General features: G+C 35.6%; 10 protein-coding genes and 1 pseudogene. 10 read left to right on the forward strand and 1 reads right to left on the reverse strand.

Annotated elements, in window-relative coordinates; genetic code table 11:
- Nucleotides 1-98: 98 nt before the first annotated feature.
- From guaA to ACLL8X_RS01660, 6 genes are all read left to right on the forward strand, one after another.
- Nucleotides 99-1634, forward strand: coding sequence for a glutamine-hydrolyzing GMP synthase (guaA, locus tag ACLL8X_RS01635; RefSeq protein ID WP_411989207.1), 1536 nt, complete (start codon nt 99-101; stop codon nt 1632-1634).
- A gap of 82 nt (nt 1635-1716) precedes the next feature.
- Nucleotides 1717-3177, forward strand: coding sequence for a hypothetical protein (locus ACLL8X_RS01640; protein WP_411989208.1), 1461 nt, complete (start codon nt 1717-1719; stop codon nt 3175-3177).
- Between the two features lie 239 nt (nt 3178-3416).
- On the forward strand, nt 3417-4667 hold the full coding sequence (gene purD / locus ACLL8X_RS01645) for a phosphoribosylamine--glycine ligase (protein WP_411989209.1): 1251 nt from the start codon (nt 3417-3419) through the stop codon (nt 4665-4667).
- Entirely contained in the window at nt 4664-5116 is a 453-nt protein-coding gene (locus ACLL8X_RS01650) for an RDD family protein (protein ID WP_411989210.1), read from the forward strand. The genes purD and ACLL8X_RS01650 overlap by 4 nt, the downstream gene beginning before the upstream one ends.
- The gene (locus ACLL8X_RS01655; RefSeq protein WP_411989229.1) at nt 5106-7154 is read left to right on the forward strand and encodes an LPS-assembly protein LptD; all 2049 of its coding nucleotides are present in this window, start codon (nt 5106-5108) and stop codon (nt 7152-7154) included. The genes ACLL8X_RS01650 and ACLL8X_RS01655 overlap by 11 nt, the downstream gene beginning before the upstream one ends.
- 69 nt (nt 7155-7223) lie before the next feature.
- A complete protein-coding gene (locus ACLL8X_RS01660; protein WP_411989211.1) occupies nt 7224-9377 on the forward strand; it encodes a polyribonucleotide nucleotidyltransferase in 2154 nt (717 codons plus the stop codon).
- Nucleotides 9378-9386: 9 nt separating this feature from the next.
- On the opposite strand, the gene ACLL8X_RS01665 is transcribed toward ACLL8X_RS01660, so the two are convergent.
- Nucleotides 9387-10589 carry an MFS transporter gene (locus ACLL8X_RS01665; RefSeq protein WP_411989212.1) on the reverse strand — a complete coding sequence of 401 codons (1203 nt, stop codon included), beginning with the start codon at nt 10587-10589 and terminating at the stop codon, nt 9387-9389.
- Between the two features lie 57 nt (nt 10590-10646).
- On the opposite strand from ACLL8X_RS01665, the gene ACLL8X_RS01670 reads away from it, so the two are divergent.
- The 4 genes and pseudogenes from ACLL8X_RS01670 to ACLL8X_RS01685 all read left to right on the forward strand — a co-directional run bounded on the left by ACLL8X_RS01670 (nt 10647) and on the right by ACLL8X_RS01685 (nt 13465).
- A complete protein-coding gene (locus tag ACLL8X_RS01670; protein ID WP_411989213.1) occupies nt 10647-11117 on the forward strand; it encodes a low molecular weight protein-tyrosine-phosphatase in 471 nt (156 codons plus the stop codon).
- A gap of 164 nt (nt 11118-11281) precedes the next feature.
- Nucleotides 11282-11500: a hypothetical protein gene (locus ACLL8X_RS01675; protein ID WP_411989214.1), complete on the forward strand. Its 219-nt coding sequence runs from the start codon at nt 11282-11284 to the stop codon at nt 11498-11500.
- Nucleotides 11493-11764: pseudogene (locus ACLL8X_RS01680) on the forward strand (type II toxin-antitoxin system YafQ family toxin). The gene ACLL8X_RS01675 and the pseudogene ACLL8X_RS01680 overlap by 8 nt, the downstream one beginning before the upstream one ends.
- A gap of 456 nt (nt 11765-12220) precedes the next feature.
- Nucleotides 12221-13465, forward strand: coding sequence for a major outer membrane protein (locus ACLL8X_RS01685; protein ID WP_411989215.1), 1245 nt, complete (start codon nt 12221-12223; stop codon nt 13463-13465).
- Nucleotides 13466-14196: the final 731 nt, after the last annotated feature.

The raw sequence follows: 14196 nt of genomic DNA on the forward strand, positions 1-14196 counted from the left end.
GGTTGCGGTTATAAAGGCAATCCTCAATACACAAGCTACGAACAAAACGGCTCGGTAAAAGCCATTAAAAAATACGAACAATTATACAGGTGGTAAAAATGAAAAAAGATTATATTTTGGTTTTAGACTTTGGTTCTCAATACACACAACTCATCGCAAGACGCCTAAGAGAACAAGGCGTTTATGCTGAAATTTTACCTTTTAATGTGAGCTTGACTGATATTAAGGCTAAAGAGCCTAAGGGGATTATTTTAAGCGGGGGACCTGCTAGTGTATATTCAAGCGATGCTTATTTTTGCGATAAGGGCGTGTTTGATTTAGGCTTGCCTATACTTGGAATTTGCTATGGTATGCAGCTTATGGCACATCATTATAAAGCAAGCGTGGCTCCTGCAGGTCATAAAGAATACGGCAAAGCTAGCATAGAAATTAAAAAAGATAGTGCTTTATTTAAAAATCTTCCCAAAAAACAAATCGTTTGGATGAGTCATTCGGATAAGGTAGAGAATTTGCCTGAAGGTTTTGAAGTTTTAGCCACAAGTGAAAATAGCCCTTTTTGTGTTTTTAGCAACGAAGAAAAACAATTTTTCGCCTTACAATTTCATCCTGAAGTGCAGCACAGCGAATTTGGTAAAAATATCTTAAAAAATTTTGCCAAATACGCTTGTAATTGCGAAAGTGTTTGGAATATGGGTTCTTTTGCAAAAACTCAAGTAGAAAAAATTCGCAAAGAAGTGGGTCAGGACAAAGTGCTTTGTGCGGTAAGTGGTGGGGTTGATAGTAGCGTGGTTGCCGCACTTTTGGCTAACGCTATAAAAGAGCAAGTTGTAGTGGTTTTTGTAGATAATGGACTTTTAAGAAGTGGCGAAAAAGAACAAGTTGAATTTATGTTTAAAAATACTTTGGGTATCAATCTTATCAGCATTGACGCAAGTGAAATTTTCTTAAGCCGCTTAAAAGGCATTAGCGACCCTGAACAAAAAAGAAAAATTATAGGAAATACCTTCATAGAAGTTTTTGAAGAAGAAGCTAAAAAACACAAAAATTTAAAATATTTAGCCCAAGGCACACTTTACACAGACATCATAGAAAGCTCGGTTGGGGGTGCGGGTAAAACCATTAAAAGCCATCATAATGTGGGGGGATTGCCTAAGAAGATGAATTTAAAACTCATCGAGCCTTTAAAAGAAATTTTTAAAGATGAAGTGCGTGCCTTAGGACTTGAACTTGGACTTAGCAAAGAACTAATCTATCGCCATCCTTTTCCGGGTCCGGGTCTTTCTATACGCATTATGGGCGAAGTAAATCATCTTAGCTTAGAATTGCTACGCAAAGCCGATGTTATTTTGCTTGAAGAGCTAAAAAGCACGGGCTGGTATGATAAAACTTGGCAAGCATTTTGTGTGCTTTTGAATGTCAAAAGCGTAGGCGTTATGGGAGATAACCGCACCTATGATAATGCCATTTGCTTAAGGGTGGTCAATGCAAGCGATGGAATGACAGCTACTTTTTCACATCTTCCTTATGAAGTTTTAGAAAATATTTCCCGCCGTATTATCAATGAAGTAGAAGGGATAAACCGCGTTGTTTATGATATTTCAAGCAAACCGCCTGCAACAATAGAATGGGAGTGATTTACGTCCTAGCCTTATTTTCATTATAGAAATTTTATAAAAATAAGGCTAGAATTTACTCAAGAAATTTCAAGGAAGAAATATGCACGGAAAAATAGCAATTTATATGGATTCTACTGGACGCGGGACCGTTACAAACTCAGCTAATACTTTTTTTGATTTTAACCGCCAAATTTGGAATGATAAAAAAAGTATGCCTAGTGTGGGTATGCTTGTGGAATTTCGCACCCTTTCTAGTGAAAAAAAAGCAGAAGATGGCAAGAATGCCCCTATAAGCAAAACCATAACAGGCATAAGACCTTCTAAATTTCAAGAATTTAAAGAAGGAGATTTCATCACAGAACACGATTTTTGGAAAACCAATAGCGATGATGACCTAGAAGACTTACAAAATTCAAGAAGGAGTGCCTATATCACAGAGCTTTACAGAAGCATAGACTTTGATACCATAGAAAAAATTCCCCTTTCTTTTACCATACCTCAAGCTATTCAAAAATATTTCGCCCACGAAATTTTATCCGTAGAAACCCTACAAGCCAATCTCCAAGATGAAAAAGAAATTCCTTGCATACTGGATTATCTCATACTCAAAAGATTTTTATTTAAAACTTATGATACCTTAATTTTTATGGATAATAGCATAGACCAAACCCAATTTAGCGCCCTAAAAAGCATTATGATGCACCTAGAAAATTCCTACAAACAAATGATAATGGATAAAAAACCCAATATTACCAAAATTTTTAATGAAACTTTTTTATCTTTGCAGTGTCATTACCAAGCCCTAGCAGCTACCATAGATACGCGAAAAAACCGCCTAGCTTCTTTAGAAGCCCAAATGAAAACTTTACAATCTGAAATCAATCTTAAAAGCAACGCTGCCAACGGGGACCCTGAAAAACTTAAAGCTCGTCAAGATAGATTAGCCAAACTCCAAAAAGAAGCCGAATACTACAGAACAACGCTTAAAAGACTCGATGCTATCAGGGAAGATTTTTACAAGAAAAATTATAATATTTTTGAAAATGCCTTTAAACTTTCACGCGAAAAACTCTTTAAAAAAATCGTTACAGGCTTAAACTTATGTGCAACAATAATGGATGTCAAAATTTGGCATCTATCCTTGAAATCCTCAGGGGTCAAAAACTCTTATTTTACTATGAGCAATATAGAAAATTCCTTCTGCTCCCTTTCTTTTGCTGAGCATTATCTTAGCCGTTTAAACAAATCCGCTCTCAATCCTTTTGACCAAAAACTTTTAGTCTATATCCAAAAAATCACAAAAGAACAAAGGAAAAAATTTTTAGTCGTAACCTCGGATTTAGATTTATTATGCAAATTAAAAATAGAAAACTTTGCCAAAAATCCCTATTATCTAGTCAAATACGCACCTAAAAAAGTAAATTACCAGTCCTTAATGCGTGATAATACCTTTGACATAGTTTATATCGATGAAAAACACGTTTGGGAAAATGTAGCCGATATTATTTTACAAGGAAAGCATTTTGATAAATCAGGAAAAACCAAATTTAAACTGATTTAAGATATGAAAATTTAAGCTAAATTAAGCTATAATCGCCCAGCCTAAGCAGTTTGCGATATTTAAAGTGATCCAACACATTTTTACTGACTGCGACCGTGTGATTTACCGTGTTCTGTGGCGTCGTTTGAGCTTTGAAAAAAGCGAGAAGTTGCAGCCTTTAAAAATCACCTAGCGGTTTTCTTTGACTTTTTGGGGTCAATCTTTGTTAAGCGGCTGTTTGGGTTTAAAAGGAGATACAAATGAAAATAATGATTTTGGGTAGCGGTGCAAGAGAATATTCCATTGCCTTAGCCTTAAAAAGAGTAGATAAAGATATAGAGTTTTACTTCGCTCCGGGAAATGGCGCTACCCAAAGTCTTGGAACCAATTTAAATTTAAAAGACCCCGTAGTTTTAGCAACTTATGCAAAAGAAAAAGGCTTTGACCTTTGTATAGTCGGAAGTGAAAGCTTTTTAGCCCAAGGTGTTGTAGATGTTTTTAAGCAGCATTCCCTTGCTATTTTTGGTCCCACAAAAGCCGCAGCTATGCTTGAAACTTCAAAATCTTTTATGAAAAGCTTTCTTAAAAAATACCGCATCAAAACAGCCAAATTTTTAAACACAAATGACCTTGAAAAAGCAAAAGCCTTCATACACAGCCTAACCCCGCCCATAGTCATTAAAGCCGATGGACTTTGTGCGGGAAAAGGCGTTATCATAACCAAAACTCACGAAGAAGCTATAAAAGAAAGTGCTAAAATGCTAAGTGGAGAAAGTTTTGGCGATGCAGGAAAACTCATCGTGATTGAAGAATTTTTAGAAGGCTATGAATTAAGTATTTTCGCCGTATGCGATGGCAATGATTTTATCTTGCTTCCTGTGGCACAAGACCATAAAAAACTACTTGATAATGATGAAGGACCCAATACCGGCGGAATGGGTGCTTATGCGCCTAGCTCTTTAGCCAATGAAAGTTTGCTAAGAAAGGTTCAAAAAGACATCATTTTACCTACCTTAGCCGGTATGAAAAAAGAAGGTGCGGAGTTTTGCGGTGTTTTATTTATAGGTGCTATGGTAGTAGGCAATAAGCCCTATGTTTTAGAATTTAATGTCCGCTTTGGAGACCCAGAATGTGAAGTTTTAATGCCTTTAATCGAAGACCCTTTAGAGCTTATTTTAGCCACGACTCAAAAACGCCTAAGACACGCAAAAATCAAAATCAAAAAAGAATTCGCAGTGGGCGTTGTGTGTGCGAGCGAAAACTATCCTTACAAAAGTTCGCCAAAAAGCGAAATCTTTGTCGATGAAATCCCTGAAAATTCTCATATTTCTTATGCTGGAGTAAGCTTAGAAGAAGGTAAATTGATAGCCGATGGTGGTAGGGTTTTAGTTTGCGTTGGCACAGGAAAAAGCATTGAAGAAGCACAAATGAATGCCTATAAACTTTGTGATAAGGTGCATTTTAAAGGCAAACAATACAGAAAAGACATCGCTCATCAGGTTCTTAAATGAAAGAAAATTTACAAAACCGCTTAGAACGCGAAAACCTAAAAATAGCAAGCTTTACCAAAAGAGTTCTAGCATTTTTGATTGATGATATGGTCATTTCTTTGATTGTATTTATCATTTTTTATGATAGTTTTATGGTGGCTAAAGATGTGTTTGAAACCACACAAATTATTGGCAATTTTTATCTTGGTCTCATCTTGCTTCATTTTAGCTATCAGAGTATTTTTACTTATCTTTACGGGGCAAGTTTAGGTAAAATCTTATGCAAAATCATCATTTTAGACGAAAAGCTTTTAGATAAACCTAACTTACTTCAAAGCTGCACGCGTTCAGCCATGAGACAAGTGAGTGCTATGGCTTTTATGCTAGGCTTTGCTTGGGCTTTAAGCAATGATTTACGCAAGACTTGGGAAGATTATTTAGCAAGGACTATCGTAGTTGATGTGGCGTAAATTTTGTTTATTGCTAGTTCCTAGCATAGCCTTAAATGCAGCACAAGTTGATATTTACGCACTTGATGCAAAAAAAGAAGGCGACATACTCACTGCAAATAACGATGTCATTATTTTTTCGGATTTTTATTTCATAACCGCAAATAAAGCCATTTACAATGAAAAAACGCTCGATTTAGAGCTTTTTGGCGATGTGAATATACTAAGAGGGCAAGACGAAAGGTCTCATTCTGATTATGCTAAGATTAATCTCAATTCCAATCAAGCTGATTTTAGTAATTTTTTCTTCTCTAATAACAATCTTGAAGTATGGTTTCAAAGCAAACAAAGCCACCTAGACGATAAGGTTTTTGAAAGTAAAATTTCAGCCGTTTCAAGTTGTAATGTTGAAGACCCTGATTGGGAAATTCGCTTTTCAAAAGGTTGGCTTAATCGCCAAACAAATTTCGTTCATTTATACAATGCAAAATTATATGTCAAAAATACCCCCATTTTTTACACGCCCTATTTTGGTTTTAGCACGGATACGCAGAGAAAAAGCGGACTTTTAATCCCAAAACTTGTTTTAAAAAGCGAAGAAGGTCTATACTACGAACAACCTATTTACATAGCCACTAGAGAAAATTGGGATTTAGAGCTTAATCCTCAAATCCGCACAAATCGCGGCTTTGGGCTTTATTCGACCTTAAGATTTCTTGACTCACCCTATTCAACAGGAGAGCTAAATTTTGGTGCTTTTAGGGAAAACAGCTCCTATTTTCACGATGAAAATTTAAAAAATCAAACCCACTACGGAATAGAGCTAAAATACTCAAGAGCTGCTTTGATTAAATCTTTACTCAGTGATAATTTCCAAGAAGGTCTATGGATAGATGCTACTTATCTTAACGATGTGGATTATTTAAATTTAGGAAGTAGAGATTATCGCGACCTTAACTCGCTTGTAACTTCAAAAATCAATTATTTTCTAGCCGATGAAAATAATTTTTATGGAGCTTACGCAAAATACTATATCGACACAGCCCAGCTTAGCAACAGCACCACCTTGCAAGAATATCCAAGTTTTCAATATCATAGATTTCTCAATGAGCTTTTTGATGAACGCTTGCGTTATTCATTTGATGCGTCTTTTCAAAATTTTTATAGACCCAAAGGCTCTTACGCCAATGAGCTAAATTTAAACCTGCCTATTTCCTATCACAATGCCTTTTTTGGGGATTTTCTCCATTTTACTCTTACAGAGAGCTTTTATGCTTCTTTTGTAAATTATAGCCAAGACCCCGAGAAAGACCACGAGCATTATTTTAGAAACACGCACGATTTTAATCTCTACACCGACCTTTCCAAGGCTTATGAAAATTTCTTTCATACTCTAAATTTAGGGGTAAATTATGTCTTACCGGGGGCAAAATCAGGCAAAATCACACAAGATTATCTTGAAAAATATGACAAGGAAAATGAACATACAAGTCTTTATGCTGTGCAGTATTTTTATAACAACGAAGGACAAAAAAAAATCAAACACAGAATTTCACTTGATTATCTTAACAAACAAAACGAATTCTATGAGTTTGAAAACCGCTTAACTTACTATCTCAATGAAAATATCAATCTTAATAACGAAGTGCTTTATTCCTACGAGCAAAATCGCTTTACTAATGTAATTAGCCAAGTAGAAATTAATGCAAACCCTAAATTTAGCTCAAGCTTCTCTCACGCTTATCAAAACGATGAGTATGGAAAATATAGCTTTATTGGCACAAGAGCAAATTATATTGCTACGCCTAATTACAATTTATTTGGTGGAATTTGGCTTGATACCCAAAGAGCGCACGCAAATATGTGGGAGCTTGGCTATACCTACCAAAGAAAATGCTGGAATTATTCTTTAATGTATAGAGAAAGAATAGACCCTCAACTTACAAGCGGGGGTATCACAGCCAAAAATCAAAGTGGAGTTTATTTTATTTTCAACTTCTATCCTTTAGGGGGAGTAAAATACGATTTCTCCTTAGCAGAAAGTGAAAATAAAATTTAAAAAGGATGAAATTTGCTAAACATTTTTAAAAATTTTACAAATTTATTAACAGGTAAAAAAGGAAAAATAATGCAATATAGCATAGAAATTAATGGAAATTTAGAAATATTTGACATAGACAAAGTTGCAAAACAAGCCTCAGGTGCTGTTTTAATGAGACAGGGCAAAAGCGTTGTTTTAGCTGCAGTTGCAAGGGAAGAAAAACAAGTCCTAGAAGACTTTTTGCCCTTGACCGTTCAATACATAGAAAAAGCCTATGCCGCAGGAAAAATTCCGGGCGGCTATGTCAAAAGAGAAACCAAGCCCAGCGATACAGAAACCTTAAACGCACGCATTATCGATAGAAGTTTGCGTCCTCTTTTTCCAAAAGGCTATGCTTATCCCACTCAAATCGTTGTAATGGTTCTCTCAGCTGAGCCTAAAGTGGATTTGCAGGTGATGAGTTTAAATGCTGCAAGTGTGGCACTATATCTTAGCGACATCGCTATAAAAGCTCCGGTTTGTGGCGTTCGCATAGGAAAGATAGATGGAAATTTCATACTCAATCCAAACAACGAAGAGCTTAAAAACAGCACCCTAGACCTTTATGTAGCCGGGGTAAAAGATGAGCTTTTAATGATAGAAATGAGAGCCTTGCCCACTCAAGTAGAAGACAATCTCTTTATCGAAGCTCCTTATGCTGATGTTTTAACCCAAACTACTTCACAAAATATGAACGAACTTAGCGAAGATGAAATTTTAGAAGCACTGACCTTAGCTCAAAAAGCTATACTAAATGGTTCAAATGCCTATGAAGAAGCCTTTAGCAAACACAGAAAAACTTCTCAAATCGAACTCAAAAACGAAAACGAATATCCTGAAATTTTAGCCTTTGTAGAAAATAATTTCCAAAAACAAATCAAAGAAGCCATCAACCAAATGGCAAAAAGCGAAAGAGCTGGCGAGCTTAATAAAATCGCTAAAGAAATTTTAAATCTTCAAAGCTCTAAAGATTGGAGTGAAGAAAGTGTTTTAAGCACCTTAGCCAAAATCAAACGCAAACTTATTCGTGAGCAAATTTTAAACGAAGGCAAAAGAGCCGATGGAAGAGCCTTAAATGAAGTGCGTCCTATCAGCATAGAAACCAACATCTTGCCAAACGCTCATGGCTCTTGTCTTTTCACTCGCGGACAAACCCAAGCCTTAGTAGTTGCAACCTTAGGCACGGATAATGACGCTCAAATGATAGACTTGCTTACAGAAAAAAATCCTTTAAACGAACGCTTTATGGTAAATTACAATTTTCCGGGCTTCTCAGTGGGCGAAGCAAGTCCTATCAAAGCACCCGGAAGAAGAGAGCTAGGACACGGAAATTTAGCCAAAAGAGCCCTTTATCCAAGCGTTGATGAAAATTATCCTTATGTAATCCGCTTAGTCAGTGAAATTTTAGAAAGCAATGGCTCAAGCTCTATGGCAACGGTTTGCGGCGGTTCTTTAGCCTTAAAAGCCGCTGGTATTCCTAGCTTAAAACTTGTCGCAGGTGTGGCTATGGGACTTATCTTTGAAGAGAACAAAAACGCTATTTTAACCGATATTATGGGACTTGAAGACCACGATGGCGATATGGATTTTAAAGTAGCAGGAAGCAAAGATGGCATTACCGCCTTACAAATGGATATAAAACTAGGCGGAATTTCAAGACAAACGCTTAAACAAGCCCTATATCAAGCCAAAGAAGGAAGAATGCATATCCTAAATATTATGGAAGAAGCCGCCAAAGAAATCGTAGTGAATGAAGAAGTTTTACCCAAACTTGAGCTTTTTAGCGTTGAACCTTCAAAAATCGTTGATATTATAGGTCAAGCTGGAAAAACCATCAAAGAAATCATAGAAAAATTTGGCGTTTCCATAGACCTAGACCGCGAAAAGGGCGAAGTAAAAATAGCAGGCAATGAAAATGAGCAAATCAAAGCGGCAAAAGACTACATCATCAACATCACAAGCTCTCAAAAAGGAGCTAAAAAAGGCTCTAAAGATATATCAGGCTTTGAACTAGGACAAGAATTTCAAGGCATAGTTAAAAAAATCGCCCCATTTGGAGCCTTTATAGAACTTAAAAATGGCGTTGATGGTTTATTGCATAGTTCAAAAATCAAAAAGCTCAACCTAAGCGAAAACCAAAGCTTAAAAGTCAAAATCAGCGAAATCAAAAATGGCAAAATTTCTGTTAATTTGTGTGAGTGAATTTCTAACTCACCCTTTTAAGCCTTTTTTGGCACTAGAATTTGAAAAGATACATTTTCTTTCAAGCATCAAAAAAACCAAAGCATTAAGGATAAAAACCAAACACACAAAAGCAAAAACAACCTCCACACTAAAATGCGAAGCCATAAGCCCACCACCAAAAGCACCGCAAAAATTTCCCAAAAATTGACAAGTTTGATTAAAACCAAAAATCACGCTTAAATTTCTAGCACTCACGCTTTTTTTAAGCAAGGCATTCACGCAAGGCAAAAGCCCACCAAGCCCCACACCTATAAGCAAACGCACAAATATAAGCGTATAAACATCACTTGCCATAGCTTGTAAATAAAAGCAAATTCCACAAAACACCAAAGCCCCAAAGATAACCTTACTCGCTCCTATCTTATCGGCTATTTTTCCAAGCTTTGGTGCGAAAAAAAGATTGCTAATCCCACTTGCAGCCACCACTATACCCGCCCAAAGAGCCAAATTCCCACCCTGATGAATTTGCTCGACATAAATGCTTAAAATCGGCATTAGCCCAAAAGTTCCACATTGTATTATAAAAGTTGTGATAAAAAGAAGAGCGATGAGAGTTTTATTTTCTTCAATTTTTTGGGGACTTTTTTTCGCTTCTTTTTGAATTTTTCTTTCGTGAATGAAAAAATAAATCGTTACAAAAGAACAAGCAATCAAAAAAGCCACCCCATCAAAAACCGCACTAATGCTAAAAAATTCAGCCACAAAGCCACCAAACAAAGGTCCTAGCAAACTCCCGCTTATAGAAGCCGTAGAAAGAGTGCCTAAAGCATAAGCCACTTTTTCCTTAGGGGCTATCACAGCGATAAACACCACAGCAGCCGAAGTAAAACCTGAAATTATCCCCGTTAAACCCCGCACAAAAACCACTTCCAAAGCACTCCCAGCAAAACTAAGCCACAGGGTTAAAACCGACATTCCAAAACTAGCACGCAAAAGCATACTTTTATAGCCATATCTTGCACCCAAAAAAGCCCACAAAGGAGAAAAAACAGCCATAAACAAAGGAGTGATACCAAAAGCAAGTCCAGAATAAAAAGCGATTTCACTCTCATTTATATGCCCTAGCTCCTTGATATAAAAAGGCAAAATCGGAGCGATTTGACTAAGTCCCATACTCGTAGTAAAAACGCCAAACCAACATACAAGCAAAGTTCTATTGAAATTTTCCATAAATTTATTGTATGATATTTTTTATAATTTTTAATTAAATTTCCCAAAGGATAAAAAGTGAAAAAAATCATCTTTGTATGTCTAGGAAACATATGTCGCTCCCCTATGGCAGAATTTATTATGAAAGATTTAGTCAAAAAAGCCAATTTAGAAAAAGAATTTTTTATAAGTAGTGCTGGAACCTCAGGCGAACACGATGGAGAAGATATGCACAAAGGAACCAAGAACAAACTCGCAAATTTCGGCATAGAACACAAAAATTTCACAAGCAAAAAACTCACTCAAAAGCTTTGCGATGAAAGCGATTTTTTAATCACTATGGATAAGGCTAACTTCAAAAATGTTCTAAAAAATTTCCACAACACTCAAAATAAACTTATAAAAATCACTGATTTTAGCCCCACTCTAAACTATGATGAAGTGCCTGACCCTTGGTATAGTGGAAATTTCGATGAAACCTATGAAATTTTAGCTCTAGCTTGTAAAAACCTACTAGCCTTTCTCATCGAAAAGAAGGACTTTGTATAAATTTACCCGACAACTCGTCATTGCGAGAAGGTTTTACCTTCGAAGCAACCCCCCCCCCCTTTTTTTTTTTCATCGAAAATAATTTATAGAAAAAACTATTTAAAATAGAATTTTGATATTATATCAAATAAAAATTTATTTTTATTCTAAAATAAGGAGTTTGTATGACCTTAGTGATTGAAAATGTAAGCAAAGATTTTTTACCAGCGTTTATAGATTTAGCCCATACTGCAAAGGCTAAAGTCAAAACCAAAAAAAATAAAGATGAATTAGTCGCCAAATGGGACAAAGAAGCAAAAGAAGCGATAAAAGCACATAAAAATGGAATGTTAAAATCTTTCAAAAACGCAAAAGAAATGCACGAAAGCATTTTAAATGATTAAATATGAAATCATTTACACCAAAACTTACAAAAAGGCTATTAAGAAAATCAACAAAAAAGACTTATCTTTAATTGAAAATATTTTAGATAAGCTAAGCAACAATGAACCTTTAGAGAGAAAATATAAAGACCATCAACTAAAGGTAAATTTAAAAACTATAGAGAATGCCACATAAAACCTGATTTACTTCTAATCTATCAGAAAGAAAATAATCTTTTGATATTAACTTGCATTAGTGTAGGTTCTCATAGTGAAATATTTTAAAAACTAAATTTAGATTTGCTCTCACTTATCCTTCTCTTCCGTCATTGCGAAGCTCTTTAGAGCTGAAGCAATCCCCTTAAACCCAAGAGCAGATTGCCACGAAGCTTACAGCTTCTCGCAATGACACCCCCACACACAACCCGTCATTGCGAAGGAGCGTAGCGACTGCGGCAATCCCCCCCCCCCATCGAAAATAAATTTTCAAGCAATTAAACCCAAATTACTTCTCATTTACTTTTTAGGATTAAACTTTCAAACGAACCAAAAAACATTCATAAGAAAAACTCCTTAAAATTACACGCCTAGCTTAAATCCCTTTAGCTAGGCTTTTATTTACTCCCTTTATATCTTTCAAAATTTAAAATTTTTACCATTTTAAGGGCTTCTTAAGAAAAAACTTCAAATTTATATGCTACAATTGCGATGTTTTATTAATTTTTAACAAGGAGAATTCTCATGAAACTAGTTAAACTTAGTTTAGTTGCAGCTCTTGCTGCGGGTGCTTTTTCAGTGGCTAACGCTACTCCACTTGAAGAAGCGATTAAAGATATTGATGTATCTGGAGTATTAAGATATAGATATGACACGACCAACGAATGGAGCGGGAGTGATTACGGCACTGGTATGAGTGGAAAGCAAGCTCACAGATATAGAGCACAACTTAATTTCAGTGGTGCTATATCGGATAACTTCAAAGCTTTTGTTCAATTCGATTATAATTCTAACGATGGTGGTTATGGTATAATAAATCCATCTAGACCTGTTGGTCCTAATAATCTCGGAAATAATGTCGATACAAGCACTTCGCTTGCTGTTCGTCAGTTATACCTAACTTATACAAATGAAGATGTAGCTACAAGCATTATCGCAGGTAGACAGCAACTCAATACCATCTGGACTGACAATGGTATCGATGGTTTTGTAGGCACAGGTGTTAAAGTAGTCAATAACAGCATCGATGGCTTAACCCTAGCTACTTTCCTAGTAGATAGCTATAATGATGATAGTGATAGATCTGGGGCTTTAAATCCTTGGGATGAAAATCTTTATGGTGCTGCTGCAGTAGGTTCTTATGAATTTGCTGGGGGACAATTCAACCCACAATTATGGTTAGCCTATATGACAAATAACGCTTTCTTGTATGCTTTAGACCTTGCTTATAGCACAACAATCTTTGATGGAATCAACTGGACTATCGAAGGTGCTTATCTAGGAAACTCTGTTGATGACAGACTTGAAAATAGAAGTGCTGCTAACGGTAATTTCTTTGCTTTAAGAGGCTCTATCGAAGTAAATGGCTGGGATGCTAGTCTAGGTGGTTTATACTATGGTGATAAAGACAATATTACCGTAACTACAATTGAAGACCAAGGAAATATCGGTTCTTTACTTGCAGGTCAAGAAATTTTCTATACTAATGGTTCTAATTTAAATGGTGATTTGGGTAAAAATATCTTCGGTTATGCAACACTAGGCTATACTTTCAACGAAACAGTGCGTGTAGGTGGTGATTTGGTTTATGGTGGAACAGAAACATTTACTAAAACTGGTGGTGAAAAACTTGAAGCCGTTGCAAGAGTGGATTACAAATACTCTCCAAAACTTAGCTTCTCAACATTCTATTCTTATATGAATGTAGATACAGGCAGTGAAGATACTCATCACGATGCTGTGAGACTTCAAGCTCTTTACAAATTCTAAGAATTTCATTTCTTAAGATTTGAAACTTGATTTAAGGCGGGATAAACCCCGCCTTTTTTTATGCTCCATTTTTAAAACTTAAATTTACATTAACAATCACAATTTTCAGGAATTTAAACTGAACCCATCGCAAGTCTTAACCAAGTCTTAGCATTAACCGAAAGCCACGCCCCTTTCGGTTAAGATTTGAATTTATGATTGCATTAAGCTTAAGCTAAGCGTGGTTTTTCTATAATTTTTTAGGTTTTAGTTATGAGATAATCAATGAGCTTGATTATCTCGTTTATTAATTCTAAGATAAGAATTAAAAGCTTAATTATCTTACTCATTAACAACTCCTTCCCTACAACCGAAAGAGTAGCCATACTTAATGCGATGTTTATTTTATCAAATTTTTTCTTAAAACTCTTAATTTTTGTTGTTAAATGCTTTTAAAGCCAAGAGCCTTGCTCTCTTGGCGTGAGTATTGTTTAAGTATAGGTTAAGCAAGGCTATTCTATAATTTTTTGGTGTTAAATTTTAGAGTTGTTTAACTAGCTTAAGCAACTCGTTTGCTATTTCTAACAATATCAAAATTATGTTTAAAATCTTTTCTATCATTAGTAGCACCTTTCCCACCAAGAGAAATTAACCACTTAAACACTGCAATTATACAAATTTTTTCTTAAAACTCTTAATTTTTTATTTTTAAAGTTTTTTAAGCTGAGCCAATCCGCAAGTCTCAGCGTTGT

The organism is Campylobacter parajejuni, assembly GCF_046764905.1.
Lineage (GTDB): Bacteria > Campylobacterota > Campylobacteria > Campylobacterales > Campylobacteraceae > Campylobacter_D.

Excerpts from the sequence above, each read along its gene's own strand:
- ACLL8X_RS01665 (WP_411989212.1), bottom strand. The coding sequence starts at position 10,589 with ATGGAAAATTTCAATAGAACTTTGCTTGTATGTTGGTTTGGCGTTTTT.
- ACLL8X_RS01650 (WP_411989210.1), top strand. The coding sequence starts at position 4,664 with ATGAAAGAAAATTTACAAAACCGCTTAGAACGCGAAAACCTAAAAATA.
- ACLL8X_RS01675 (WP_411989214.1), top strand. The coding sequence starts at position 11,282 with ATGACCTTAGTGATTGAAAATGTAAGCAAAGATTTTTTACCAGCGTTT.
- ACLL8X_RS01655 (WP_411989229.1), top strand. The coding sequence starts at position 5,106 with ATGTGGCGTAAATTTTGTTTATTGCTAGTTCCTAGCATAGCCTTAAAT.
- guaA (WP_411989207.1), top strand. The coding sequence starts at position 99 with ATGAAAAAAGATTATATTTTGGTTTTAGACTTTGGTTCTCAATACACA.
- ACLL8X_RS01640 (WP_411989208.1), top strand. The coding sequence starts at position 1,717 with ATGCACGGAAAAATAGCAATTTATATGGATTCTACTGGACGCGGGACC.
- ACLL8X_RS01660 (WP_411989211.1), top strand. The coding sequence starts at position 7,224 with ATGCAATATAGCATAGAAATTAATGGAAATTTAGAAATATTTGACATA.
- purD (WP_411989209.1), top strand. The coding sequence starts at position 3,417 with ATGAAAATAATGATTTTGGGTAGCGGTGCAAGAGAATATTCCATTGCC.
- ACLL8X_RS01685 (WP_411989215.1), top strand. The coding sequence starts at position 12,221 with ATGAAACTAGTTAAACTTAGTTTAGTTGCAGCTCTTGCTGCGGGTGCT.